The organism is Anaerolinea thermophila (assembly GCF_020723905.1).
Taxonomy (GTDB): domain Bacteria; phylum Chloroflexota; class Anaerolineae; order Anaerolineales; family Anaerolineaceae; genus Anaerolinea; species Anaerolinea thermophila_A.
The window spans coordinates 46,779-72,929 of record NZ_DYHZ01000002.1; the positions used below are offsets into that span (position 1 = coordinate 46,779).

Annotated in this window: 23 protein-coding genes; 13 read left to right on the forward strand and 10 right to left on the reverse strand. The window is 59.1% G+C overall.

Features of this window, described 5'->3' with window-relative positions; all coding sequences use genetic code 11:
• The first annotated feature begins 90 nt into the window (after positions 1-90).
• From LHF31_RS02895 to LHF31_RS02910, 4 genes are all read left to right on the forward strand, one after another.
• A complete protein-coding gene (locus tag LHF31_RS02895; RefSeq protein ID WP_298008375.1) occupies positions 91-912 on the forward strand; it encodes a M55 family metallopeptidase in 822 nt (273 codons plus the stop codon).
• 14 nt (positions 913-926) lie between these two features.
• Positions 927-1,613, forward strand: a complete 687-nt coding sequence (locus LHF31_RS02900; RefSeq protein ID WP_298008373.1) for an isoprenylcysteine carboxylmethyltransferase family protein — start codon at positions 927-929, stop codon at positions 1,611-1,613.
• A 190-nt stretch (positions 1,614-1,803) separates the two neighbouring features.
• The gene (locus LHF31_RS02905; RefSeq protein ID WP_298008371.1) at positions 1,804-3,657 is read left to right on the forward strand and encodes a tetratricopeptide repeat protein; all 1,854 of its coding nucleotides are present in this window, start codon (positions 1,804-1,806) and stop codon (positions 3,655-3,657) included.
• Positions 3,658-3,661: 4 nt separating this feature from the next.
• A complete protein-coding gene (locus LHF31_RS02910) occupies positions 3,662-6,523 on the forward strand; it encodes a penicillin-binding protein (RefSeq protein ID WP_303773491.1) in 2,862 nt (953 codons plus the stop codon).
• A 3-nt stretch (positions 6,524-6,526) separates the two neighbouring features.
• On the opposite strand, the gene LHF31_RS02915 is transcribed toward LHF31_RS02910, so the two are convergent.
• From LHF31_RS02915 to LHF31_RS02925, 3 genes are all read right to left on the reverse strand, one after another.
• On the reverse strand, positions 6,527-7,042 hold the full coding sequence (locus LHF31_RS02915) for a redoxin domain-containing protein (RefSeq protein ID WP_298007011.1): 516 nt from the start codon (positions 7,040-7,042) through the stop codon (positions 6,527-6,529).
• Positions 7,043-7,107: 65 nt separating this feature from the next.
• Positions 7,108-7,911, reverse strand: a complete 804-nt coding sequence (locus LHF31_RS02920) for an aminoglycoside adenylyltransferase domain-containing protein (protein ID WP_298007009.1) — start codon at positions 7,909-7,911, stop codon at positions 7,108-7,110.
• 93 nt (positions 7,912-8,004) lie between these two features.
• Positions 8,005-10,908, reverse strand: coding sequence for an HD domain-containing phosphohydrolase (locus LHF31_RS02925; RefSeq protein ID WP_298007007.1), 2,904 nt, complete (start codon positions 10,906-10,908; stop codon positions 8,005-8,007).
• Between the two features lie 398 nt (positions 10,909-11,306).
• Between LHF31_RS02925 and LHF31_RS02930 the strand changes: the two genes are divergently transcribed.
• From LHF31_RS02930 to LHF31_RS02940, 3 genes are read left to right on the forward strand one after another with little or no spacing between them, the layout of a single operon-like run.
• Positions 11,307-12,227, forward strand: coding sequence for a hypothetical protein (locus tag LHF31_RS02930; RefSeq protein ID WP_298007005.1), 921 nt, complete (start codon positions 11,307-11,309; stop codon positions 12,225-12,227).
• Positions 12,224-12,991: a nucleotidyltransferase family protein gene (locus LHF31_RS02935; RefSeq protein ID WP_303773495.1), complete on the forward strand. Its 768-nt coding sequence runs from the start codon at positions 12,224-12,226 to the stop codon at positions 12,989-12,991. Before LHF31_RS02930 ends, LHF31_RS02935 begins: the two co-directional genes overlap by 4 nt.
• A gap of 4 nt (positions 12,992-12,995) precedes the next feature.
• Positions 12,996-13,550, forward strand: a complete 555-nt coding sequence (locus LHF31_RS02940; RefSeq protein ID WP_298005095.1) for a phosphatase PAP2 family protein — start codon at positions 12,996-12,998, stop codon at positions 13,548-13,550.
• Positions 13,551-13,604: 54 nt separating this feature from the next.
• Here LHF31_RS02940 and LHF31_RS02945 read toward each other — a convergent pair whose 3' ends face one another.
• On the reverse strand, positions 13,605-14,645 hold the full coding sequence (locus LHF31_RS02945) for a glycoside hydrolase family 5 protein (RefSeq protein ID WP_298005092.1): 1,041 nt from the start codon (positions 14,643-14,645) through the stop codon (positions 13,605-13,607).
• A gap of 221 nt (positions 14,646-14,866) precedes the next feature.
• Here LHF31_RS02945 and LHF31_RS02950 point away from each other — a divergent pair, with 221 nt between their 5' ends.
• The gene (locus tag LHF31_RS02950) at positions 14,867-16,129 is read left to right on the forward strand and encodes a M28 family metallopeptidase (protein ID WP_303773496.1); all 1,263 of its coding nucleotides are present in this window, start codon (positions 14,867-14,869) and stop codon (positions 16,127-16,129) included.
• 279 nt (positions 16,130-16,408) lie between these two features.
• A complete protein-coding gene (locus LHF31_RS02955; protein ID WP_298006191.1) occupies positions 16,409-17,209 on the forward strand; it encodes an isoprenylcysteine carboxylmethyltransferase family protein in 801 nt (266 codons plus the stop codon).
• Here the strand turns inward: LHF31_RS02955 and LHF31_RS02960 are convergent.
• From LHF31_RS02960 to LHF31_RS02975, 4 genes are all read right to left on the reverse strand, one after another.
• Positions 17,181-18,479: an alkaline phosphatase family protein gene (locus LHF31_RS02960; RefSeq protein WP_298006193.1), complete on the reverse strand. Its 1,299-nt coding sequence runs from the start codon at positions 18,477-18,479 to the stop codon at positions 17,181-17,183. The genes LHF31_RS02955 and LHF31_RS02960 overlap by 29 nt on opposite strands.
• 13 nt (positions 18,480-18,492) lie before the next feature.
• Positions 18,493-19,233, reverse strand: coding sequence for an ABC transporter permease (locus LHF31_RS02965; protein ID WP_303773500.1), 741 nt, complete (start codon positions 19,231-19,233; stop codon positions 18,493-18,495).
• On the reverse strand, positions 19,230-19,991 hold the full coding sequence (locus LHF31_RS02970) for an ABC transporter ATP-binding protein (protein WP_298006989.1): 762 nt from the start codon (positions 19,989-19,991) through the stop codon (positions 19,230-19,232). Before LHF31_RS02970 ends, LHF31_RS02965 begins: the two co-directional genes overlap by 4 nt.
• A 77-nt stretch (positions 19,992-20,068) precedes the next feature.
• A complete protein-coding gene (locus LHF31_RS02975) occupies positions 20,069-21,037 on the reverse strand; it encodes an ABC transporter substrate-binding protein (protein WP_303773503.1) in 969 nt (322 codons plus the stop codon).
• A gap of 208 nt (positions 21,038-21,245) precedes the next feature.
• Here LHF31_RS02975 and LHF31_RS02980 point away from each other — a divergent pair, with 208 nt between their 5' ends.
• From LHF31_RS02980 to LHF31_RS02995, 4 genes are all read left to right on the forward strand, one after another.
• The gene (locus LHF31_RS02980) at positions 21,246-21,596 is read left to right on the forward strand and encodes a roadblock/LC7 domain-containing protein (RefSeq protein ID WP_013558807.1); all 351 of its coding nucleotides are present in this window, start codon (positions 21,246-21,248) and stop codon (positions 21,594-21,596) included.
• 16 nt (positions 21,597-21,612) lie between these two features.
• Positions 21,613-22,245 carry a V4R domain-containing protein gene (locus tag LHF31_RS02985; RefSeq protein WP_298003369.1) on the forward strand — a complete coding sequence of 211 codons (633 nt, stop codon included), beginning with the start codon at positions 21,613-21,615 and terminating at the stop codon, positions 22,243-22,245.
• 84 nt (positions 22,246-22,329) lie between these two features.
• A complete protein-coding gene (locus LHF31_RS02990; RefSeq protein ID WP_298003372.1) occupies positions 22,330-23,181 on the forward strand; it encodes a response regulator in 852 nt (283 codons plus the stop codon).
• Positions 23,182-23,195: 14 nt separating this feature from the next.
• On the forward strand, positions 23,196-23,924 hold the full coding sequence (locus LHF31_RS02995; RefSeq protein ID WP_298003374.1) for a polyprenol monophosphomannose synthase: 729 nt from the start codon (positions 23,196-23,198) through the stop codon (positions 23,922-23,924).
• Here the strand turns inward: LHF31_RS02995 and rsmA are convergent.
• Positions 23,921-24,844, reverse strand: coding sequence for a 16S rRNA (adenine(1518)-N(6)/adenine(1519)-N(6))-dimethyltransferase RsmA (rsmA, locus tag LHF31_RS03000; protein ID WP_298003377.1), 924 nt, complete (start codon positions 24,842-24,844; stop codon positions 23,921-23,923). The genes LHF31_RS02995 and rsmA overlap by 4 nt on opposite strands.
• A complete protein-coding gene (locus LHF31_RS03005) occupies positions 24,775-26,151 on the reverse strand; it encodes a ubiquitin-like domain-containing protein (protein ID WP_298003379.1) in 1,377 nt (458 codons plus the stop codon). Before LHF31_RS03005 ends, rsmA begins: the two co-directional genes overlap by 70 nt.

The following is a 26,151-nucleotide window of genomic DNA, read 5'->3' on the forward strand; positions in this document are numbered from 1 at the left end:
GGGCGTTTTCCTGCTGGCTTCAGACATTCTGGAAAAGCGGGCAAATACGGGGATTTTTCACCCTCAAAATAAAGCAAAGGATTGGTAAGCATGAAACTCTACGTTGTTTGTGATCTGGAAGGAGTGGCGGGGGTGGTTCATCACCCTCAGCAGTGCCGCTGGGATGCCGACAGGGGCTGGTATGCGCCGTTTCTGGAACAGGCTCGCCGTCTGGCAACCCTTGAACTGAATGCGCTGGTCGAGGGAGCGCTTTCTGCGGGGGCGGAGGAAATCATCGCCTGGGATGGACATGGCAATTTCCCGGGCGGGCTGGAGGTTGAACTCCTCCATCCTGCCTGTAAACTGATTATGGATGCAGGCGATGGTGGTCCTGCCGGGCTGGATTCGTCCTTCGACGCGCTTCTGCAACTGGGACTGCACGCCATGGCGGGTACACCTCGGGCTGTGCTGGCGCACTCGTTCTTCGGCAATCTGCTGGAGTACACGGTCAATGGAGAGGCGGTCGGGGAAATCTGGATGAACGCCTACACTGCCGGAAAGGTGGGCGTCCCGTTCATCTTCCTCAGCGGCGACCGCGCCGCGGCGCTGGAAGCCCGGCAACTGGTGCCGGATGTTGAAGTTGCCATTGTCAAGGAAGGGCTGTCCGAAGAGGCGATTGGTCTGGATCATGTCCAGCCCGCCCTCTGTCTTTCTCCGCAGGCGGCGCGGGAGACCATTCGGAAAACTGTGGCGCGTGCTTTATGGAAGGTGGGCAAAGTGGCTCCCTTCACACGCAAGCCGCCCTTCACCCTCCGCGCCCGCTTTTCCGGAGAACGTTTTGCCGAAGAGCGCGCCGGTCAACCCGGCGTGCGCCGCGTGGATGCCTGTACGGTGGAACTCGTCGGCGCGGATGAACCCTGGCTGTTGTTGTAGGTTGGGGGAAAAAGATGGAGACGCCGGTTTCTCTTTCACAACTCAAAAAAAAGGTGTACGGTCGCTTCTTCATGGCGTTTGTCGTGCTGGCAGGGATGTTTTTTCTCCCTGCCGGTACTCTGCGCTACTGGCAGGCCTGGCTGTTTCTGGCAAGTCTGTTTATCCCCATGTTCGTCGTGATGCAGTGGCTTTTCCATCACGATCCTGACCTGCTGGAAAGGCGAATGCGCCTGCGCGAACGCGAAGCCGAACAGAAGACCATCATCAGCGTTGCGGTGGTCATTTATCTGCTGATATTCCTCCTGCCGGGTTTTGATCGGCGCTGGGGCTGGTCGAATGTGCCGGCATGGGTCTCGATTCTTGCCGATGTGGGATTGCTGGCTGGCTATGCCCTGTTTGTTGCTACCCTGAAAGCCAACCGCTATGCCGCGCGCACTGTTGCGGTTGAAGAAGGACAACAGGTTGTATCCAGCGGACCGTACGCCCATGTGCGCCATCCCATGTACCTGTCCACAATGATCATCTACACTCTCTCTCCGCTGGTGCTGGGATCGTACTGGGCGGTGCTTCCTGCGCTTTCCATCATTGCCCTGCTGGTGGCGCGGATTCGTAATGAAGAGAAAGTGCTTTTACGCGATTTACCCGGGTATGCCGAATACATGCAGAAGGTACGTTATCGCCTCATTCCGGGCGTGTGGTGAGAAGCGCGCTCCTGATTCCCCTGTGTTCTCCCCCCGCAGGGGAATTTCCAGTGCTGTTTCCTCTTACACCGGCTTCCTGCCAGAGGGGTAAGGAAATGCCTCAAAAGAGAGCCTTCATGCCTCTTAACAACTGGCTGACTCTTGCGCCAGAATCCTTGTCTGAGAAAAAAGCCTGTGCTAAACTGATTTTATGACCCCCGAAGAGACCATTTACGAAGAGGCATTGACCGCGCTGAAAAGCGGCGACCTTGCCCGCGCCCGCGATTTGTTCACCCGCCTGCTGCGCATGAATCAGAACAAAGCCGAGTACTGGGTGTACATGAGCGCCACCGTGGAGACCGCCCGCGAGCGGACATACTGCCTGCAGGAAGCCCTCAAGCGTGACCCGCAAAACGCCGAAGCCAGGCGCGGATTGCAAATCCTCGGGCTTCATCCGGTGGATGAATCTCAGGTCATTCCTCTTAAATGGCAGAAACGCAACTGGGAGGTAGCCCCGCCGGTGAGTGAGGCGCCCCTCCCGCCGCTGATGACGCCGCGCACCATCTTCGCCATCCTCGGCGGTCTGGTGGCGCTGGCAGTGATTGTGGTGCTGGTTGTGAGCGGCCTCAACCGTCCGCAAAGGCGTTCTATCATCATCCCGTCCAATCTGGATTTACCGGCAACCTTTACCCCCACTCCGCTCCCCACCGTGGCGGTGCAGGCTTCTCCTTCCCCCACCTTTATCGGTCCCACGCCGCTGTGGATGAAACTTTCGGCGACCTACACGCCCACCCCACTGTACGTCAACACGCCGCACCCTATCAGCGAAGCCTACCGCATTGGTATGCGTGCGTATTCCCGGCAGGACTGGCCCGGGGTGGTGAACTACCTCCAGCAGGTGGTTACCGTACAGCCCGATTCCCCCGATCTGTACTATCACATGGGCGAAGCCCTGCGTTTTCAGGGTAAAGCCGAGCAAGCCCTGACCTATTACTCGCAAGCCATCAGTGTAAAGCCGGAGTTCGCTCCCGCCTACCTGGGGCGCGCCCGCGCCCGACTTGAACTGGGCAAAGACCTGGACAAAGCCCGCCAGGATTTGGAGACCGCCATTGCCCGCGACCCGCAACTGGGCGAAGCCTATCTGGTCCTGGCTCAACTGGAACTGCGCCAGGATAATCCTGAAGAAGCCCTGCAGTTGCTTGCTCAGGCAGATGCCCTCCTGCCGGATTCTCCTCTGGTGGCGCTGGCGCGCGGCGAAGCCTACCTGGCACTGGGCGAGGTGGATGCTGCCCTGGAACAGGCTCAGCGCGCCAACACGCTGGATTTGACCCTGCTCCCCGCTTACCGCCTGCTGGGTGCGGCACTGCTGGAAAAGGGCGAAGCCGAACAGGCTGTGGAACCGCTGGAAACCTACCTGCTCTACGAGACCAGGGACCTGGAAGCCTACCTGCTGGCTTCGCGCGCTTATGAAGCCGCCGGGCGCATCCCCGAGGCGCTCAAAGCCCTCGACCGGGCGCTGGCGCTGAACAGTCGTTCCCCGGAGATCTACATTCGCCGTGGGGAACTGTACCTGGCGCAGGAAAATTATGACAAAGCCATTGACGATTTCAAAGCCGCTTACCGCCTGAAGAAGACTTACCCCGCCAGTATGGGATGGGCGAAAGCCTTACTGCTGGGCGGTTACCCCGGCGATGCCTACATGCAGTTTGAAGCCACCAAAGGGCTGGCAGAGACGGATGCTCAGAAAGCCGAACTGTATTACTGGGAGGCGCAATCGCTGGAAAAACTTAATGAGGTGATTGCCGCCATCAATACCTGGAACAAACTGCTGGCGCTCCCGCAGGATGCCGTCAAGCCTGAGTGGGCAGAGTATGCCCGCCAGCGTTTGCAGGTGCTGGTCACCCCCACCCGCACACCTTTGCCTAGCGCCACCCCCACGGTGACGCGCACCCCGGCGGTTTCGTCCACTGCCACCCGCACCCCGGGCGTCTCTGCCACGGCAACGCGCACGCCTACCCTCCGCGCCACCGTTACCCGCACGCCCACCCCCAGTCCGACTCGATAAACCCGTGCGTCCGGTTCCGCTTGCCTTACTGCTGAAAAAACGCCAGCGCCGCGAATGGATGCGCAGGGCGCGCGGCTTTTCGCCGTTTGCCCGCTTTGCCGGTGGAGTGCTGACTCTCTTCCTCCTTTTGATGGGCGCCGGCACGGTGCTGGCGGCGCTGTGGATGTCGCAAATCACCGCCAGCCTGCCGGACGTATCTTCCCTGCCTGCCCTGCTTTCTCCCTCTGGCGATGGCGTCTTTCAGCCCACCCGCCTGTATGACCGCACCGGACAGCATCTGCTTTACACGCTGGAAAATCCCGGTCTCACCCGCCGCACGCTCAGCCTTGACCCGGCGCGTCCCGATCACATCTCCCCTGAGGTGGTGCGGGTGATCATTCCACTGCTGGATGAAGCCTTCTGGAACAGTCCCGGAGTGGATGCCCGTCATCTGCTCGACCCGTATCCACGCACCATTGCCGAGCGGCTGGTGCTGAACCTGCTGCTGGATCAGGAAGCCCCGGACGCGCGCCGCGCCCTGCGCATGCGTCTGCTGGCGGCTCAGGTGGTCTCGCAATACGGTCGGCGGCAGGTGCTGGAGTGGTACCTCAACAGCGCTCCGTTTGGACATCTCGCCTATGGCATTGAATCTGCCGCGCGGCTGTATCTGGATAAATCTGCCAGCGAACTCAATCTTGCCGAAGCGGCGCTGCTCATTCCCCTGCTGAACACCCCTGCCCTGAATCCGCTGGATGCCCCTGCCGCGGCGCTGGAAAATCAGCAAGCCGCGCTGGATGCCCTGCTGGAGAAAAACGTCCTCACCCCCGAAGAACATCAACGCGCCCGCAACACCCCCCTGCGCCTGCGGGAGAATTTTCCCGAGAGCCGCTCGGCGGCGGGTGCCTTCACCACCCTGGTGCTGGATCAGATTGCCGCACAACTGGGGCGCCAGCGCCTCGAACGCGGTGGACTGCGCATCATCACCACGCTGGACTGGACGCTCCAGCAGGAGTTGCAGTGCAGTGTGCAGGCCCACCTTGCCCGGATTGAAGGGCAGTCGGTTCAGGCAATTCTGCCCGACGGCTCTCCCTGCCAGATGAGCCGCTTACTGCCCACCCGTCCGCCTGTGGAACGCGCCCCCGGGAACCTCGCCGCCAGCGCGCTGGTGATGAATCCCCGCACGGCTCAGGTGCTGGCATTTGTGGGCGATACCACCCGTGCAGGCGAAGCCGCCTACCTCTCGGTGCACCCTGCAGGCACCCTCCTGCCCCCCTTTGCCATTGTCACCGCCTTCTCCCGGGCGTACAGCCCTGCCACGCTGGTGTGGGACCTGCCGCAGGACCTCTCCCTGCCCAACCTGGATGGCACCTTTCACGGTCCGGTTCGGCTGCGCATAGCCTTAGCAAATGATTACGTGAGTGCGCTCTCGCGCGTTATCCAGCAGATGGGTGACGACCACCGTCTCTGGCAACTGGCGCAGGCGCTTGGGCTGGAGGATTTGAGCGGCGTTCAGGGCACACAGAACTGGGAAAATGCCCGTTTCAGTTTGCCGCAACTGGCGCAAGCCTATGCGTTCTTCCCAAACATGGGCATGCTCTACGGTGTGCAGGAAGACAGCACCCGCCCGTTACAGCCCGTCACCGCGCTGTATGTGGAAGATGCGCAGGGGAATGTGGTGCTGGATGGAACTCAGACGCAAAGCCGTGCGCTGGTCAGCGCCCCCATTACCTATCTGATGCACCACGTGCTCAGCGATGAACCCGCCCGCTGGCAAACCCTGGGCTACCCCAATCCGCTGGAGATTGGACGCCCCGCAGGCGCGAAAATTGGCCGAGCCAGCGGCGGAAAAGACCTGTGGACGGTGGGTTATACCCGTGATCATCTGGCGCTGGTATGGATGGGAGAGATGGCGGCACAATCTCAGCCGCCTGCCCTGCGCGTTCAGGATGCCGCCGCGCTCTGGCACGCCATCATGCAGTATGTTAGCCGCGATCTGCCGCCGCGGGAGTGGGAGACGCCTGCGGGAATCTCTACCGTGCAGGTGTGTGACCCTTCGGGTTTGCTCCCAACGCCTGACTGCCCGCAGGTTGTCACGGAAGTCTTCCTGACGGGGAACGAACCGATTGCCTACGACAACCTCTATCAGGTGGTGCAGATCAACCGCGAGACGGGCAGGCGGGCTACCGTTTTCACTCCGCCTGCACTGGTGGATGAGAAGGTGTACATGAACCTGCCCCCTGAGGCGCTGGAATGGGCGCAGTCGCAGGGCATTGAAACTCCGCCGGAAAAGTACGATGCCATTCAAATGCCGCTCATGCCTGCGGGTGCGCAAATTATCGAGCCATTGCCGTTTGCCATGGTGCGCGGTGAGGTAATGATTCGCGGAACGGCGGGCGGAGAGGGCTTTGCTTTCTATCAGGTGCAGGCGGGCGAGGGATTGAACCCGCAATCCTGGATTGAGATTGCCCGGGGTGACCGTCCCGTAGAGAACGGTTTGCTGGGCAGGTGGGATACGGCGGGACTGGAAGGGTTGTACGCGCTACGCTTACAGGTGGTGCGCGCCGATCAAAGTGTGGATACCGCCATTCTTCAGGTAACGGTGGATAACACCCCGCCTTTTGCGCGGGTGCTCTCCCCGCTTCCCGAGCAGACCCTGACGGTAAAACCCCGCCAGAGCATCACCCTGCGCGCCGAAGCGGAAGACACCAGCGGGATTGTCCGGGTGGAATGGTGGCTGGATGGTCAGAAGATGGGTGAAAATCTCGTGGCGCCCTTCTCCTGGCACTGGCAGGCAACCGAGGGACAGCACACCCTGTTTGTGCGCGCATTCGATGCGGCGGGCAACGTGGGTGAATCCCCGCGAATCATTTTCCGCATTTCCCGCTAAGGATTATTCGGGCACTTCCCGCACGATGGTGCATCCATAGGATGGGATGTGCTGGATGGCGGGTGTCTCTCCCTTCAGAATGGCATCCAGGGCTTCGAGCGCGTAGAAGCGGGTGGGAACGCGCTGGCGGAATGAGGTATCATCCAGCGCACCGTGATACCGCAGGATGCCGCTGGCGTCCAGCACGAAGCAGTGCGGCGTGGTCACGGCTTCGTATAAATCCGCTACCCGATGCTGTTCATCAATCAGCACCAGTGGCAAGCCGCGGGAATGGGCTACCTCGCGGATGAGTTCAGGCGTCTCGTTGATGTTCGAGGCAATGGAAACCCATACCGCCGAATCGTGAAATGCCTGCCAGCGCTCCACCAGCATGCGGTCTGCCTGTTCTGCCCAGGGACATTCGGCAGACCAGAAGTTAATCAGCACGGGCTTGCCGCGCAGGGCGGAGAGGGTCACTGCTTCTCCGGTGATGGAAAGCAGGGTGAAATCGGGTGCGGGTTGATCCAGTTGAACGGGCATGGCTTTATCCTCCAGGGCAGGTGTTTTTTAAAAGCATATCAGGTTTAACCGATTCTGTACACCGCTTACATCATGCCGGCGCGCGCCATCACCTCACGGATGAACGCCACAGTCTTGTACAGTTCGTCCGCCGCAGGTGTGCCCCGGGGGTTCATGCGTCCTTCCCAGGCACTTTGAATCAGCCCATGCCAGCGGGGGTCCAGCGTGGTTAACGCCCAGTGCATGGCATGCGGCTTGGGGACAACCTCGCCATGTGTCAGGGTGTACAGGATGCGGCACAGCGAAAGCACCACGTAGGATTGATAGCCGCGGGAGTTCATTTTTTGAGGGTTCTCCACCAGTCCCTGCGCCCATTCCGCAAGCACCACGCGCATGGCGTGTTTCAGGTCTTCGGGGGCAGGCGGAGTGAACAGAGTGTGCGGCTCGGGACCATACAGCCCAATCCCGCGGTGGTAGAGGATGTGACGGTGTATCGTCCACCAGCCCTCATCGTGGTCGGCAATTTTCAGACGCTCTTCCCTGCCGCGCTCCAGATTGGGATGGAAGCGCTGTTCCGGGTCGAACCGTTGCAGGAAACTTAAGGGCAGGTACGAACCTTCCAGTTCCACTGCCCACGGAGTGGGGAAAGAAGCCAGACGCTCATGCAGGGCGTACAGCGCACGAAAGGTGTTCTCGTCCACGGGTTCAGAGGTGACCGAAAGGAAGTCCACATCGCTGGCGGTATCGAAGCCGCCGTTAGCAAGCGAACCTTCCAGATACACCCCAATCAGGCGCTCTTTCAAGATTTCCTGCATGCCTGCAAGCAGTTCGCTTAACAGCAGGGTGATGTCCGGATAATTTTCTAGAAAAGCGGGCAGAGGACCGGGCATAGGATGAGATGAAGCATCCTTTCTGAGGCAGGTATGGGGTGTGCATGGGATAACCTGCCTTCCTGCGAGGGGGATTATACCCGCTCTTGCGGTTTACTCATAAGAGGAATCTTCATCCAGCATTTCCAGGAACAGTGGCACCAGGCGCGGGTCAAAGTGCCTGCCTGCCTGCTCGATGAGGTACTGGCGCACCTGTTCGGGCTTCCAGGCGGTACGGTACGGGCGGTCAAAACTGAGCGCGTCCCATACATCTACCACAGCAAACACCCGCGCCGCCAGGGGAATCTCTTCCCCTTTTAACCGGTAGGGGTAACCTGTGCCGTCCCATTTTTCGTGATGGTACTGCGGAATGACAATCGCCGGGCGCAGGTACTCAATGGCAGAGAGCATGCGTGCGGCGTGTTCGGGGTGCCTGCGCATGATTTCCCATTCCTCTTCGGTCAGATTGCCCTCTTTGAGCAGGATGCTGTCCGGGATTGCCATCTTCCCAATGTCGTGCAGGATGGCGCCGATACGGATGCGTTCCAGTTCCTCTTCGGGAATGCCCGCGCGGCGGGCAAGGCGTACCGTCCACTCCGCCACGCGCCGGCTGTGTCCTTCGGTTTCCTTGTCGCGCCGCTCCAGCGCAATGGAGAAGCCCTGAATGGTGGCTTCGTAGGCGCGGCGCAATTCCTCATTGGAACGCTGTAAATTCTCCAGCAGGTCGGCGTTGTAGATGGCAATGGCGGCTTGCCCCGCCAGCGTTTCCAGATAGTCCATCCAGTCGCGTTCCAGCGTCAACGGCTGGCGCTGGAAGATTTCCAGCACGCCTTTGACCTCGCCTTTGGCGATCAGCGGCAACCCGATGAAACTGACAAAGCCTTCCTGTTTCATCCCCGGCATGACCAGAGTTTTCATCAGTTCATCGGGAACATTGTTCAGGACGATTTTCTGGCGGCTCTGGACAATGCGTCCGGCATAACTTTCGCCAAAGGCAAGGCGGAACTTCTCCGGTTCGGCGTACAGGAATCCGTCTCCGGCAATGCCGGTCAGAGCCTGTTCCTGCCCGTTGTAGCGCAGGACCGCCGCCGCATCCACTTTTAAGAGGGTGGTCAACTGGGAAATCAGAAGTTGCAGGGTAAACTTCAGGTCGGCGTTGGCGGTGATGGACGCGTCAATCAACTGCAGTGCCGCCAGACGTTGAATCTGCTGATCCAGGCGCAGTTCTGCCTGCTTGCGCTCGGTGATGTCCAGCAGATACCAGGCAAACTGGCGTACGTTTCCATCCGCCTCGTAACTGACCGTGTTGAAGTCGTACACCCAGCGAATGCTGCCATCGGCGCAGCGCACGCGGTACTCGCGTTCAAAGGTGGGCGATTTTGCCGTCAAATGTGCCTGCGTTTGCTCGATGATGCGCTCGCGGTCGTGAGGGTGAATCAGCACTTCATAAAAGTCCCGCAGGGTTGTGAAGCGCGATGGCGTGTACCCGAAGCGGGTTACGTTTGGCGAAACATACTCCACCGGATGATTGCCGCCCGTGCGGGCGCGGAACACCACCACCGGACCCTGAATGAACATCTGGTAACTGCGCCGCAGGGCTTCTTCAAACGAAAGGCGCTCGGTGATGTCACGGGCTACAATGCGGTAACCATGCACCTGACCGTTGCCCAGCGCGGCAATGATCACCTCGCCGGGGAAGACCGTGCCGTCCTTTTTCAGGAAACGCAGCACCAGCGGGCGGGATACCTGACCGGTTGTAAGCGAACGACACAGGTTTTGAAAAGCAGGTACCTCGGGCAGTGGAATCATCGAGGAAAATTCCACGTTTTGCAGGGCAGAAAGGTCGGAGAAAGCCGTAATGGTCAGCGCGGCGCGGTTGGCATAGGTCAGTTTTCCCTCGGCGTCGGTTTCAAACACCATATCAGGCAAGAGGTCTGCCAGATGGCGGTAGCGGGCTTCGCTCTCAGCCAGCGCCTGTTGACGCTTCATGATGGTGTGCTGCATCCGCTGAATGCTGGACGCCAGTTCGGCAATTTCCCGGGATGAGATGGCAATGGTAGAGAAAGATATCCCCTCGCTGTAATCGCCTGCGGTTAATTGTTTGACCCGGTCGTTGAGAATTTCCAGCGGGCGTACCACCGCCCGGTTGAGGCGTTTTTCAATCTGCCCCACCAGCAGGGATGCCAGTAAAGGCACCAGCAAAATGGTCAGCAGGGTTCCGGCGACGTACCAGCCCATTCCGATCAGCACGGCGCGCTCCACCACCAGCGTCCAGCCGGTGGTGGGAATGTCTACCCGGGTTGCCAGACGAAGGGGTTGGGAAGTCCCCTTGATCCAGTTCAGGTCCTGCACGCGGGTTGGCGGTTGAACGGGGGTGGTGTCCAGCGCATTTCCCCCGCCAAAAAATGCTGTGCCCTGTTCGTTGTAAACCATCCAGCGGGTGTGGCGTGCTTCCAGCAGAAAACTTCGCCGGATGAGTTCTTTAAAGATGTCCAGTTTGATCTCGGCAATCAGGTAGCGGTTGGAGGGGAGAGGAAGTGCTGCCACCAGCACCTCAAATCCGGAGAAGGGTGAGGCTTGCGGCGGGAAAAAGCGCAGGGGCATCTCCGGGGAGAGGGAGGAGGTATAAGGCTGGTTGCTGAAATTCCAGCGCAGGAGCGGCTCTTCAAAGGGAGCCATGGTGAGCACATCTCCCCGTTCATCGATCACGAAAAGCCGATCCACTTCGGCGGCTGTGCGGCGGATTGCCTCAAGGGTGGCGGCGCTTTCCGCGGGAGGAAGGTCCCAGTTCACGGATTGTGCCGCCTGCATGGCTTCGAGGGTATCCTGCAGATGGTCATCCATCATCTGTGCCATCAGGCGGGCATAGGAGTACTCGCGCGAAATCAGTGCCTGCCAGACCACGCTCCACGCCGTCAGGTTTACCAGCACCATGGCGATGAATAACGGGATGAACAGACGGCTGAAGAGCATCCGTCGGATAATGTTTGCCAGTTGGGAAGGAATCGGTGGCTTCATGGCGCGGTTCTTTCGGTCAGGTAGAGGGCAGAAAATTGCGCCACTCTACGCTCAACACGGAGAGCGGATAAAACAGCAACTACCGGCAAAGGGAAACTGTGATCGATAACGAATTCCAGAGAATAGTATACCTTCAAAATCCTCAATTGTATGCCGGGAAAAAGGTTACAAATGCGTTTCTCTTCTGCCATGAAAGGGTTTCTTTTAATCAGGTCAGGTTTTCCTTTCCGGGCAGGAGGCGGTTGCAGAAGGCTCTCGCGGAATGCCTGTTGCCCGGCAGGCACTTTCAGCCGCCCGGCTGCATTGCCTCTTTGCGGGAACGCCGCCGGGTGTTTGCGCAATCTGCCTGTTCAGGGTATACTCTCCCTGCGTTTGACCCTGGAGGGAGAAAAAGGAGCATGAAACGCGCAGTCAGCATCAGCATTGGGTCTTCCAGACGAAACAAAACCGTAGAGATTGATCTGCTCGGTGAACGCGTGCGACTGGAGCGCATCGGCACCGATGGAGATATGGACAAAGCCGCCCAATTATACCGTGAACTGGACGGGAAAGTGGACGCCTTTGGCGTGGGGGGAACGGATCTGGGCTTGCGGGTTGCCGACCGCTGGTATCCGCTGCACTCGGTCAGCCGTCTGGTGCGCGATGTGCGCCAAACGCCGGTGGTGGATGGCACCGGTTTGAAAACCACGCTGGAAAAGCGCGTGGCGGGCGTGCTGGAGCAACTGGCTCCCCGCCTGCCGGAGAAAACCGCGCTGGTCACCACGGCAGTGGATCGCTGGGGGATGGCAGAAGCCGCACTGCAGGCGGGTTTTCGCGTCACCTTTGGCGATTTGATTTACTCGCTGGGCATTCCCATTCCTCTGCACAGCCCGCGCAGTATTCGCCTGATGGCGGCATTACTCCTGCCGGTACTCTCGCGCCTTCCTTTTGAATGGCTGTATCCGGTAGGGGAGAAGCAGGGCAGGCGCAGTCCCAGACACACCCGCTTTTTCCGACAAGCCGCGGTGGTGCTGGGCGATTGTCACTACATTTACCGCTACATGCCCGACGACATGCGCGGGAAAGTCATCGTCACCAACACCACCACCCCTGAAGATGTGCAAACCTTCCGCGAAAGCGGAGTGCGCTGGCTCATCACCACCACTCCCGTGCTGGAAGGGCGTTCGTTTGGCACAAATATGATGGAAGCGGCATTGATTGCCGCCGCCGGCAGGCGCGAACCGGTTAACTATGCCCGGGCGGAAGGGTATTACCGCTGGCTGGAAGGTCTGCTGGATGAATTGAAATTATCGCCGCAGGTGCAGGAGTTGAACGCATGAAAGCCATTCTTGCCGCCGGGGGAGAAGCCTCACCCCGGGATCCCCTGTATCCCTTTACCCGGGGCAACCCCAAAGCCCTGCTGGATCTGGCTGGAAAGCCCATGGTTCAGTGGGTGATTGATGCCCTCAATGCCAGTTCTGCGGTGGAGTCTATCGTCGTGGTGGGGTTGCCGCCAGACACCCATCTGGAAAGCCGCCTGCCTTTGCGCTTCCTTCCCGATCATCACGGCATGCTGGAAAACTTTCAGGCAGGGGCGCGCGCCATTTATGAGGAAGACCGCCGCGATCAGGTGGTGCTGGCGGTGTCTTCCGATATTCCGCTCATCCGCGGGGAGATGGTGGACTGGGTGGCGCAAAACACGCAGGACATCGAAGCCGATCTGTACTACCATATCATCGAGCGCCACGTCATGGAAACCCGTTTCCCGGGCTCCAGACGCACCTACCTGCGCATCGAAGGACGCGAGTACTGCGGTTGCGACTTGAACGCCATGCGTCTGAAAGCCGTGCTTGAAGCCGATTCCAACTGGAACGCCATGGTGCAGTCGCGCAAAAATCCCCTGCGGCAGGCGCGGTTAATCGGCTGGGATATCCTGCTCCTGCTGTTGCTGGGACGATTGACCATTCCCGAAGCGGAGCGTCGCTTTAGCAGGCGCATGGGGCTGCGCGCCCGCGCCATTTCCTGCCCGTATGCCGAACTGGGTATGGACGTGGACAAGCCCGTGCAGTACGAACTTGCCCGGCGGGAACTTTCAGCAAGGTAATCCCATGGGGTCGTCTTTCTGGCAGTCGCTGCAACAGTGGGATGACCGCTGGACTTCCCGCCTCACATTAAAGCCGGGACGCGGTCCGGGCTGGTACTGCGCCACTTTTCTGGCGCACTCCGGCGATTCCTGGCTGTGGGTGGGCGCACTGGGGGTGATCTGGCTGTTGACTTCAGACTCCTGGCACCGCCGTGCGGCTTTGCTGGCGGCGGCGGTGGGCATTCAGGCGCTCACCGTGTTTGCCCTCAAGCAGTTCATCCGTCGTCCGCGTCCTGAAGGCGAGTGGGGTGCCATTTACCGCAATGTGGATCCGCATTCCTTTCCCTCCGGGCATGCCGTACGGGCGGCTCTGCTAGCGGTGATGGCAGTGGGGCTGGGTCCGCAGTGGTTTGCGGCGCTTTTGCTGATCTGGGCGCCGCTGGTCAGCCTGGCGCGGGTTGCCACGGGGGTGCATTATCTCTCCGATGTGCTGGCGGGCATGTTGCTGGGAACGTTGATGGGCGTGGGCATGCTGGCGCTCTCCGACTGGCTGATGCAGTTGTTCCCGTTTTTCTTTTAATAAAAAACTGCCCGCTCAAAAGGGCAGTCTGTTTTCTGAGAAGTGCAAACCGGTTCAGCGCTGACTGACGATTTCCACCAGTTCCTGGCTTTCCACTTCGCCTTTCCAGTTGACCAGGCGGAAATTCATCTCTTTGTAACTCCACACTGCTCTACCGATGCCGTGCTGGCGCAGCAATCCCACCACATCGCGGTGCCAGTTCAGACGGCTTTCCAGTGGGGCATGGTCAATGGCGCCGTATTCCCCGCAGTACAGGGGCAGGTGGGTCTGTTCGAGGAAATCCACGGCGGGCTGAAGGAAGTACCTGAGCATGTCCAGGTTCATCGTTTTGCCGCGGTAGGCGGCGAAATGTGCTTCGTATTCGGGATGCCGGGCTAAAAATGCGTCCAGCCCCGGAATCTCTCCCGGGTAGTGAGTGGTGGTGTCGAAGGTTTTAAGGAAATCCACCCAGTACGCTTTCTGATGGGTGAAGGGCATGGGTTCGTAAAAGTGGAAGGTGTAGACGATGTGCGGGTCATCTACACGCACAAGGTCTTTGAGCGTCCACGCCGAGTTGTACTGATTCCCCCCAATCATGATCCAGCGTTCGGGATCTACCGCGCGAATACGCCGCACGGCGCGCAGAGCCAGTTCGTTCCAGGGAGCGCTGGTGGGCAAAACCACCTCGTTCATCAGTTCAAAAATCAGCCCGGGGCGTTCCACCTTGCGGTAGCGGCGGGCAAAGGCTTCCCACAGGGCAAGAAAGCGTTCCTGTAAATCCACATTTTGAAAGAGGCGGTTTTCCTGCAGGGCGTTGAAACTGAACCCGGGGGCGCGGTGCAGGTCGAGGATGAGGTTCAGGTTGTACTTCTGGCACCACTCGATGACGCGATCCACGTAGCCAAAGCCGCGCTCGTTGTAGGAAAAGGGGTTGTCGTCCGATTCAAAGACGGGGTAATCCATGGGCAGGCGGATGTGATCCATGCCCCACGAGGCGATGCGGGCAATGTCTTCTTCCTGGATAAAGGTCTCGAAATGCTGGTAATCAAACGAGTCGTATTGGGAAATCCATCCCCCCAGATTGACGCCAGCCTCAAAGCCGGAAAAGGTTTCCATGGGGCGCTCCTTTCTACCATGTTGAGCGGAGGGAAAAGTGAACGTTCAACTGATTATAACGCAGATTATCTAAAGAAGTTTATTTTTTTGCTATACTCAAATCGAACACATCTTTTTCTGGGACTTCCGCAGGGATACCACGGAAGATTTTCTTTTTTTTGAGATTTTGACCCGGATGTTTCCCGATTGGTTTCAGCATCAGCGGTTAGAAGGAGACCTGTATGAATTCAACAACAGCCTTTCAGAAATCTACAGCCTATCTTCAGTTCCTGTGTGAGGAACTTCCCGAGCGCAGTGTGGGCAGTGAGGGCAATCGTTGTGCCACCGCTTTCTTCCAGCAAACGGTATCTGCTCTGGGCTGGGAAACCGAAACTACCCTTTTGGAAGTTATGGACTGGCAGGAAGAGGGTGCAACTTTGCGGGCAGGGGAACGGGTGTTTGAGGTGCGAGTCAGCCCTTATGCTCTCGGATGCGCGGTGAAGGCGCGTTTGATGAGTGCCGCCACACTGGAAGAACTGGAACGTCAGGACGTTGCCGGGTCGGTCTTGCTCCTGCACGGAGAGTTAGCCCGAGAACAACTCATGCCCAAAAACTTTGTGTTTTACAACCCGCAGGAACATCAGCACATCATTGCTCTGCTGGAGCAAAAGCAGCCCGCTGCACTGGTGTGCGCCACGGGTAGAAACGCGGCGGTGGCGGGTGGAGTGTATCCCTTCCCGCTCATTGAAGATGGCGATTTTGACATCCCCTCGGTGTACCTGACGGCAGAAGACGGGCAGGAATTGCTGTCCTGCGTGGGCACAATCGTGCAACTGGAGTCTCGTTCGGATCGCATTCCGGCGCAAGCCTATCAGGTGATTGCCCGCAGGGGAGAAAACCCTGATCAACGCATCGTAATTTCTGCCCACATCGATGCCAAAAAAGGCACACCCGGCGCCATGGATAATGCCTCCGGTGTGGTGGTTTTGCTGTTGCTGGCTGAACACCTTCGGTCGTATCAGGGAGGAATTACCCTCGAACTGATCCCGTTCAATGGAGAAGATTACTATGCGGTGCCGGGGCAAATGGCGTTCCTGCGACAGAATCAGGGGCGCCTTCATACCATCCGACTCAATATAAACATCGACGGGGCTGGTTATAAAGAGGGCAAAACCGCGCTGTCCTTTTTTAACCTTCCCGAAGCCCTGCACGCTCATATGGTGCAAATCCTCACCCGGTATAAGGGATTGACAGAAGGCGCTCCATGGTATCAGGGGGATCACAGCATCTTTCTTCAGCAGGGCATTCCTGCCGTGGCAGTCACCTCTCAGTGGTACCTGGAGAATATGGAAACTCAGGATATCACCCACACGCCAAAGGATTGTCCCGAGATTGTCGACCCCTGGAAACTGGTGGAGGTTGCCGAAGCGCTCAGTGCTTTCATCCATGGGTTGGCAGATGCACCACAGGATCGCTTTCTCCGTGATTCGTCCCCATCTCTCTGACTGGCTTTCGCAAGCAGGTGCTTCAGTGACTGCGGTCAGGCGCACACGAAAATTTAAAAATAATAAATTATTATCAACAATTCGTCTTATGATGGATTGAATAGACAGGTCATCATAAGGACGATGCGCCAGGCTTCCATCATAGGAGCCCTTCCCCACAACCTGGCGTGCGGTTTTTTCTTCACGCCCGAAGACCTGCCCCTGTGCCGTAGATTAGCCCATGCGCTGTAGGAAAAATCGAGGAGCAAAGTCCGCCGGGCGTTGCAGGAGTGCGCCGATATGACCACCTCTCGCGCATGGGAGTTGCCGAAACAACTGTGGGAAACTGCCAGCAAGCCCCAGAACAATCCCGTGCATGGGTTTCCGGCGATCAAGTTCGAGTACTTCTTTCTATTGCTGGATTCCTGCCCTGCCTTCCCGTATAATCAGGGTATGGACATTCCTTCAGGTTTCTGGGGCACACTCATTGCCTGCGCCCTGTACGGCGCAGTTCATTCGGCGCTGGCTTCTCATACCGTCAAGGGATGGGCGGAGCGCCGCTTTGGCGCATGGGCACAGCGCACTTACCGCCTGTTTTTTGTCTTCATGGCTTCTCTGACCACGCTGGCACTGGCGGCGGTTCCCCTGATTCTGCCTGACCGCCCGCTGTATGTCATTCCCTTCCCGTGGGTGGTGCTGACGCTGGCTGTGCAGGCGTTTGCCGTGTGGGGACTGCTGATGGCATTGCGTCAAACCGATGCGCTTTCTTTTCTGGGATTGCGGCAGTTATCTGATCCCCAGCCTCTGCGCCGCCGCGCGCAGAGCGGAGAACTGATCACCGGCGGGTTTTACGGCATGGTGCGTCATCCGCTGTACCTGTTCTCGCTGATTCTCATCTGGCTGTTTCCCGTGGTGACCTGGAACATCCTTGCGCTGATGATCGGGATTTCGGCGTATCTTTATGTGGGCACTCTGCTGGAAGAGCGCAAATTGCTGGACGAATTTGGCGAAGCCTACGCCCGGTACCGGCGCGACACCCCGATGATTTTCCCCCGCCTGTTTCCCCGGCGTCCTAAAACGCCACGCCCAGAAGGAGAATGAGCATCTCGGTGCGGCTCAATCCGCCGTGGCGTCCCAGCAGGGAATTTTCCTTCAACCCAAAGTACCAGTAATCCCCCTCGTGGGGCAGGATGACAAAATCGCCGATGCGATCCCACAGACAGGGAGTGGGTTCGGTATTTCCCAGCCAGCCCGCCCGCACGAACTCTGCCGCGGGCAGAACCTCAAAGCGCCCATTCCAGATGCTGGTTACGGCTTCCTGAAACGCGGCTTCTTTGCCTGCGCGGACGAAGGCAAACGGCAGGCGCGCTTCACCGGAAGGTACCATGGTCAGGCAGTCCATTAATCGGGGATGGCGGCGGACCTCGAACTCCGCCCGCCGCGGGGTGGAGATGTGCCCGTGATCGGCGGCAAACAGCAGGAGGGTTTTTCCGCGGCTTTGCCGGTGAATCTGGCGGAAGAACAGGTCAAACTGCTGGGTGAACATCAGCCATTCGCGCCATGCCCGTGGATCGGCGGGGGAGAAGCGGTGCATGGCTTCATCCACTGCCCCCCAGTAGGCGTGGATGTAGCGCGGGTAGGGGGTATGACGAGCTACCAGTTGCTCCAGGGTGACGAACAAATCGCCCAGCGAACCCACCGGGAAAATTTCCGCTCCGGGGTAAAGCATTTGTGAGAGGCTTGAGCGGGCAATGGAGCGGTGCAGAAGCACCTGCACACCCACCCCCTGTTCGTTCAGGGCTCGACTGATGGTCGGGACGGGCAGGAAGGTTTCGGGGTTGAACCCCGCCAGCCGCAGGGTGGCACTGCCCTCGGTATATACCGCCGGTTGCAGGGTGATCATGTTGGTGAGGATGCCGTATTCCTTCAGGAAAAGTTCATACCCCACCACACCGTGCGCGGCAGGGAGCGCGCCCGTCCACAGGCTGACCAGTGCGGTGGCAGTGGTGCTGGGAACCACGCTCGTCAGAGGTACGGCGAGGCTGTCGGCGGGCAACTGCGTCCAGAAACGCAAATCATCATCTCGCGAAGCGCGTTCCAGCGTGTTTTGCATCCAGTCCAGACCGATGCCGTCCACCAGAATCAGAATGACCGTGTCGAAACACTCGTTCCACTGCTGGAGATCGGGCATTGCCAGCGGGGGGCACATGGCTGGTAGAGGTTCAGCGCCCAGCCAGCGGAATATGCTGGCTGGCAGGTTGACCAGCGAGTAGCCTTCGTAGAGGGGGAAGAAGCGTTCGCTCCCGGCAGGCAAGATCTGCGTCTGCCGGCGCTCCATCTCGTTCAAGATTGCTTCTATGGCATTTTTCATCCACGCCCTCCTTTCAGCGCACCTGCCAGCGGCACAGGCGTCGCTCCAGTCCATCTACCAGAAAATACAGTCCCAGCCCCAGAAAACTCATGGCGAGAATCCCCGCATACATGGCAGGGTAATTCAGCAGGGTACTGCCCTGAAAGTAAATGTAGTATCCCAGCCCCACGCGGGTGGCAAAAAGTTCTGCCACATACAGCACCGCCACCGCCGTGCCGATGGACTGGCGTAACGCGGTGAGGATTCCGGGCAAACTGGCGGGCAGGTACACAAAGCGGAACAGGGCGCGCCTGCCCGCCCCCAGACTGCGCACCGAAAGAATCAGTTCCGGGCGCAGGGCGGCGGCTTGATCGCGCACCAGCACCAGAATCTGGAAGAAGAGGATGAGGAAGATGACCAGAATTTTGGAGAGGTCGCCAATCCCGAAGAAGAGCAACAGCACCGGCACAAACACCACTTTGGGGATGGGGTAAAGCAGATAAATGATGGGGGTGAACAGGCGGTTGAGTCTCTGGCTTTGCCCCAGCACCAGTCCGGCGGGCGCGGCAAGCAGGATGGACAGCAGGGTGCTGGCAACCACACGCCACAGACTGGCAAGGAAGTGTATGGGCAAATCGCCGGAGAGGGTTTCCTGAATCAATGCGCCGAACACGCGCCATGGATCGGGCAAAATAGGCTGATTCACCAGCCATGCCAGCACCTGCCACAGGGCAAGCAGTGCCAGAAGAGCCAGAAGAAAATCACGGCGTTTCATGTGCGGTTCAATGCCTCCCGCAGGAACTGACAGATTGCCTGATATTCCGGGGTGGCGCGGTAATGGGCTTCACCGGCGCCCGGATTGTCCAGCACCAGCGCCTGCGTGTTGGGCGGGTTGCCCAGCACCAGAATGCGCTTACCCACCATCGCCGCCTCTTCAATGGCATGGGTTACCAGCACCAGGGTAAGGTGCTGGTCTGCCCACAGTTCCATCACCAGCGATTGCAGTCCTTCGCGGGTGGGGGCGTCCAGTGAGGAAAACGGCTCATCCATCAGTAAAAGGTCGGGCTCCAGCGCCAGGGTGCGGGCAATGGCGGTGCGCTGACGCTGTCCGCCGGAAATTTGCGCGGGGAAATGCCCGGCAACTTCCAGCAAACCCAGGCGTTCCAGCCAGTGGGTGACATCCGTTCGGGGAACGTAGTCTTTCGGGGCATGAATGCCATCGGCGCCGTACAGGTTACGAACCCGCAAGCCCAGGGCGGCGTTTTCACGCACGGTTGCCCACGGCAACAGCCCGTAATCCTGAATGATTAAACCGGTGTGCGGACGCGGGCGGGTGAGGGGTTGTCCTTCCACCAGCACCTGTCCCTGAGTGGGGAAGAGTAAACCCGCCGCCAGCGCCAGCAGGGTGGATTTTCCGCATCCGGAAGGTCCCAGCACTGCCCAGGCATCGCCCTTTTCCACCCGCCAGTTGAAGTTCAGAAAGAGGGGCGCGCCGTGGCGGTATTGAAACGTAACCTGTCGAAATTCCAGCATTCCTTATATCTCAATCAAAAATGGGTTATGAGGATTGTACTCCATCATAACCCATTCGCCAAAGTGGGCGTTGAACCTTACTTTTGGGGCAGGAACGAGGCGTTGATGACGTCCTGATAGGTTTGATCTGCCTTCAGGAAGCCCTTTTCTTTTGCCCAGGTGAGCGTATCCATGAACTGCTCTTCGGTGGGTACGCCCGCCGTTACAAAGGGCGGAACCACAAAAGTCTCCGCCAGCGGAGCGGGCAGGATTTTGTTCTCCACCAGCAGTTGCTTCCATTCGGCTCTGGCAGGGTCGGCATTGATAAGCGCCACGGCGTCTTCCAGCGCCAGCAGGAAGCGTTTGACGGCTTCCGGATTGTTCTTGAGCACCTCGTTGCGGAAAGTCCAGGTGCTGAACGAGTACTGTGGATAGGCGGCATCGGAGATGATAGCAACACTGCCTTCTTTGACGGCAACACTGGCAAGCGGTTCGGGCAGGACGGCGGCATCCAGTTCGCCGCTCTTGACCAGCGCCAGGCGGGCGTCAATCTTGGGCACCGAGGTCAGTTTGACTTCCTGCGGATTCACACCTTCCGCCGTGAGCAGGCGCTCGGTGACGTACTGGATGATAGTGCCTTCGGAAATGCCCACCGATTTTCCCTTCAAATCGGCAACCGACTTCACGCCGCTGTTGGGGTTGGCAACCAGAGTGAAAAGGGCGGCGTCTTTGGTGGCGGCGCGGGCATACCGCACGACCTGAACGCGGGCGCTTTCCTTGTTAAAGTACAGTGCAGAGAGTACTTCGTTGAGCATACCATCTGCCTGCCCTGCCGCAACCAGTTGATCGCGTTCGGGGGCAGAGCCAGCGGGGATGAACTCAACGGTCAGGTTGTACTTGCTGAACAGTCCCTGCTGTTGGGCGACCAGCACAGGCATGGTGTCCAGAATGGGCAGAGCCACCACCTTGAGGGTGGCAGGCTGGCTGGTGGGAGTTGCCTGCGGCGCACAGCCCAGCAGGCTCAGCACCACCGCCAGGATAAAAAACAACACAAACGTCTTCTTCACATATCCTCCACAAAGCAGACAAATTTCGGCAGGATTATACCCACTTAACAGTTACTTTACAATCTTTGATAGAGGGCGAAACTGGCTGGCTGGCTTTCTTGACTCTGAAAAAAGGCTGTGTTAAAGTATCATATAAGGGCGTTAGTCCTGTCAAACCGATCCAATCCCACTTTTAAGGAGTGTTGCTTTGACGAAATCCCGCACCCAAATGATGGTTGATCGGCTGCGTGAGTTGCAGGCTTCGTCGCCCGATATCGAAGCCTCGGCGGTAGTCAGCGTGGATGGGCTGACGATTGCTTCTGCGCTCCCGCAAGGGGTTGAGGAAGATCGTGTCTCGGCAATGTCGGCGGCAATGCTCTCGCTGGGCGAACGCATTGCCAATGAACTGGGGCGCGGCTCCCTCGAGCAGGTGTACATTAAGGGCGAAAAAGGCTACGTCGTCCTGATGTCGGTTGGTGAAGAAGCCGTTCTTACGGCGCTGGCACGCGAACAGGCAAAACTGGGTTTGATCTTCCTGGATATGCGCCGAGCCGCGGAAGACCTGACCAAACTGATCTAGGAGGGAACCCTGCCTCATGGAACCCATTCCGAAGAGTGGCTTGTACTACTCCAATAAAATGGCACGTCTGGCGCTGCTGGCGCTGGAAGAAGTCATGGGCAAGAATGGCTTGAACGCCATTCTCAACCTGGCGAACCTTTCTCATCTCATTGATAACCTGCCTCCCGATAACCTGAACCGCGAGTTTGATTTTGCCGACTTTTCCATGCTCAACGGCGCGCTGGAAGAAATGTACGGTCCGCGCGGTGGGCGTGGGCTGGCAAAACGCGCCGGGCGGGCGGTCTTTATGGAAGGCTTGCGCAACTTTGGCGCGCTGGCAGGCGCCGGCGATCTGGCGTTCAAAATCCTGCCGCTCTCGACCAAACTGCGCATCGGCATCCCTGCCATGGCAAAAATCTTCAGCACCACCAGCGATCAACACACCACCGTTGAGGAAAAAGAAGACCACTTCGTGTACACCATTCACAAGTGCCCGGTGTGCTACGGTCGCCACACCGAAAAACCGTGCTGTCACATTGCCACGGGCGTGATTCTGGAAGGCTTGCGCTGGGTCTCGGGTGGTCACGAGTTCAAGGTAGAAGAGGTGCGCTGTATTGCCTGCGGCGACCCGACCTGTGATTTCATTATCTACAAAGAGCCTGAGTCCTGATTCTTCCCACCCGGGAATGTTTGTCTTTGAGCGTGGGAGGCGCCCTGGGGCTCTCCCATTCCTCTTTTGTGTGCAGGTGAGCCGGTGAACGAGAAAAAGTCAACCCTTTTGATTGTGGAAGATGATCTGGACATCGCCGATATGCTGAACGCGTATTTTCGCGTCCAGGGGTACGAAGTCCAGACGGTGAACTGGGGCGAGGATGGGGTGCGCGCCGCACAGAGCGGCATGCCCGATCTCATCATTCTGGACATCCGCTTGCCCGATATTGATGGCTTTGAAGTTGCCCGCCGCCTGCGCACCAACCGCCGCACCCGCGATATTCCCATTATCTTCCTCACCGAAAAGCGTGGGCGCGACGACCGCCTGAAAGGGCTGGAACTGCAAGCCGATGACTACATCACCAAGCCCTTCGACATCGCTGAACTGCGTCTGCGGGTGCGCAATGCTCTGCAGCGGGCTTCGCAGGAGACCCTCATTAACCCCGTCACCGGGATGCCGGAAGGGAAGCCGGTGGATGAAGCCCTGGAGAGCAGTCTGCATCAACCCGATGCCGTGTTGCTGGTGGCGCAACTGAAAAATCTGGAACGATTCCGCGATGTGTACGGTTTTGTTGCCGGGGATGACCTCCTGCGCGCCGTCTCGCTGATGATGCGCGATACCGTCATCCAGATGGGCGGGGAAGAGGATTTCTTCGGACACCTGACCCCTTCTACCTTTGTCATCGTCACCCGCGAAAACCAGGTCCACGCCATCAGCGAGCGCATCCGCCGCCAGTTGGAGCAGTCGTTCGATTACTTTTACAGCGATCAGCACCGCGAGAAGGGCCTGTTTGCCGATCATCCGCTTTCCATCGAATTGCACACATTGAAACCTTCTGCCCTCCAGACCCATCTGGAGGGGTTGAAAGCGGCGCTCCAGCAGTTCTATCACTGATCCCCGCCGGTTTTATGAAAATCACCTTTGTTATCCCCACCTACAACGAAGCGGAGAACCTGCCTAGGCTGGTCTCCGCATTGTTTTCATTGCCCGTACCCGATTTTCACCTTCTTATCGTGGACGACAACAGCCCCGACGGCACCGGTCAACTGGCTGACGAACTGGCAAGCCAGTCCGAAGGACGGTTGAGCGTTCTGCATCGCAGCGGCAAACTGGGACTGGGAACAGCCTACATTCAGGGCTTTCAGCGCGCTCTGGAGGAGGGCGCCGATGCTGTCGGTCAGATGGATGCCGATTTCTCCCATCCCATTGAGAAGATCACTGCGCTGGTGAACGCGCTGGAAACCTGTGACTGGGTAATTGGCTCGCGCTACGTCCCCGGCGGTCAACTGGATGAGCGCTGGCCCCTGTGGCGCAAATTCCTCTCTTGGTTTGGCAATTTCTACGCCCGCACCATTCTGAACCTGAAAGTACAGGACGTCACCGGTGGGTTCAAACTGTGGCGGGCAGAGACGCTGCGCGCCATGCCACTGGAGCGTATCCGTTCCAACGGCTATGTTTTTCAGGTGGAGATGAATTACGTTGCCAGCCTGCTGGGGTTCAGGTTCAAAGAAATTCCCATTTACTTTGCCGACCGGCGCTGGGGGAAAAGCAAGATGAATTTCCGCATCCAGATCGAAGCCGCCCTGCGCACCTGGCAGTTGCTGTGGATGTACCGCGACCTGCGCCGCCGGTCTTAAGATTCCTTTTCTGCTCCCCCTTCCAGTTGTTCATACGCTTCCACCAGTGACGCCCATTCCTCAAGCGCCAGGCTTTCGGCGCGTCGGTTCGGGTCAATGCCTGCCTGCTGGAGCAGGGCTTCGGTGCGTGCGCCTGTCCATCCCAGCCCGCCGGAGAGGGCGTTGCGCAGGGTTTTACGCTTCTGACTGAACCCGGCGCGGATGAGGCGGAAGAAAATCTCCAGCCGTCCGGCAGGGATGCGCGGCTGGGGGGATAAATCCACCCGCACCACCGCCGAATCCACTTTGGGGGGAGGGTAGAAGGCTCCAGCGGGAATGCGCATGGCAATGTGCGGTGTCCCGTACACCTGCACCGAAAGCGCCAGCAGACTCATCTCGCCCGGCACCGCGCAGATGCGTTGTGCCACCTCGCGCTGAACGGTCAGCACCACCCGTTGCGGGCGGACGGGTGCTTCCAGCAGATGGCGCATCACCGCCGATGTGATGTAATAGGGGATATTGGCAACCACAAAGTACCCCGCTGCGGGCATCAGTTGAGCGGGGTTGAACTTCAGAATATCGCCGTGAAGCACCTCGACGTTGCCATACGGGGCAACCACCTCTTCGAGCAGGGGGATGAGGGTGTGATCCAGTTCCACCGCTACCACGCGGCGGGCAACCTGCGCCAGTACACGGGTCAAACTACCCAGCCCGGGACCAATCTCCAGCACCTCTGCCTGCGGGGGCAGTTCCGCCGCCTCAACAATGCGCCGCAGGATGGCGGGGTCGGTGAGAAAATTCTGCCCCAGGCTTTTTCGGGGCGCCAGCCCGTGAGTGCGTAGCAGCGCCGCCACCGGCAGAGGCGGCAGGTTCAGGGGAGAATCGCCGGAGGGTTGGGAGGCGCCGGCGTCAGGAAATACATCGTCACGTTTTGCGACCATCGCACATAATCCTCTTCACTGTAGCCAAGGTCTACCCAGTAGGTGCCGGGGATGCCCCCGCCCACGTCGCCAATCACCCCGAAGCCGTAGCCGGGGATGTACACCCGTGCCCCTTTGAAGAGGCGGTACCAGGAGAGCGTCACCGCCACCACCCCTTTTTGCAGGCGCATCCCGCTGGATGTGCTCCACGAACAACGTCCCAGCCCCTGCTGACAGGGGGAATAGGAGGTGGCGTACACAGTCACCTTGCGGTAGTACTCGATAGTGCCGTCGGGGGTTTCGGCGGTTTGCACGCGCACCTGCGTGCCGTAGCCCACCACCTGATTCACCGGTTCGGCGGCAACCCACTCGCCTTCAGAAATTCGCGCCACTTCCACATTGTTTTCATAGCGCACGCGCTCACGGATCACCTGAACGCCGTATGTTCCCGGCTGAATGACGCGCCGCTCGTCCAGCGGAAGGCTGGAATCGGGTTGAAGGGTGGAGGAGTACGGCAGGTTTTTCTGCTGGAGGACGATTTCTTCGCGCACCCGTACCACGCGGATGCGCCCGTCGGCGGGGATCGGCTCGTGCTCATCCGGCTCAGCGCGATCCAGCCCCTGTAGAGAGATACCTGCTTCTGCCAGTGCTGTTCCCACAGTGGGCGCCGCGCTGAAGGCAGGAATTTCCCTGCCGTCCACCTCAATCAGGATAGGACGGGCGCGCCGCAGGGATACCTGCGCGCCGGTGGAAAGCGGCGTATCGGGGTCAGACGAGAGCATATCGCCCGGTAAAAGCGGCACCCCGGCGCGCCATAACGCCTGCCGCAGGGTATGGGCAGCGGCAAACAGGGTGCTCTGCCTGTCCTCTTCGGTCAGGTGCACCGCGCGGGCGCGCTGAATTTGCAGATAAATGGGGGTGTTCCCCTCAAGGGGTTGGACGGGATTCACCGGCACGCCATTGTGCAGAATCACATCGCCGGGGAAGAGCAGGAAGCCCGCCTGCGCCGCCAGCGCCGCCGGAGCGCGCGCCACACTGTAGAAATTGAAGGGCTGTCCATCCACAAGCAGATGCACGGGCACCGCGCGGTGTACTTCGATGGCGCCGTTTGCCGGAATCGACGCGGTTAACGGCGGAATCACCAGGTCTTCGGAAAAAATTTCCACCCCTGCCTGATCCAGCGCCGCGCCAACCGTCAGCGCCAGGGGATGGGCAGTGATGCTCTGCCCATCCACGGTAATGGACACCGGCTGGGCAAAGAAGACACCCATCAAGGCGATCCCCAGGAATACCAGCAGGGGAGGAAGCCAGCGGAACGGGTTGCGCAT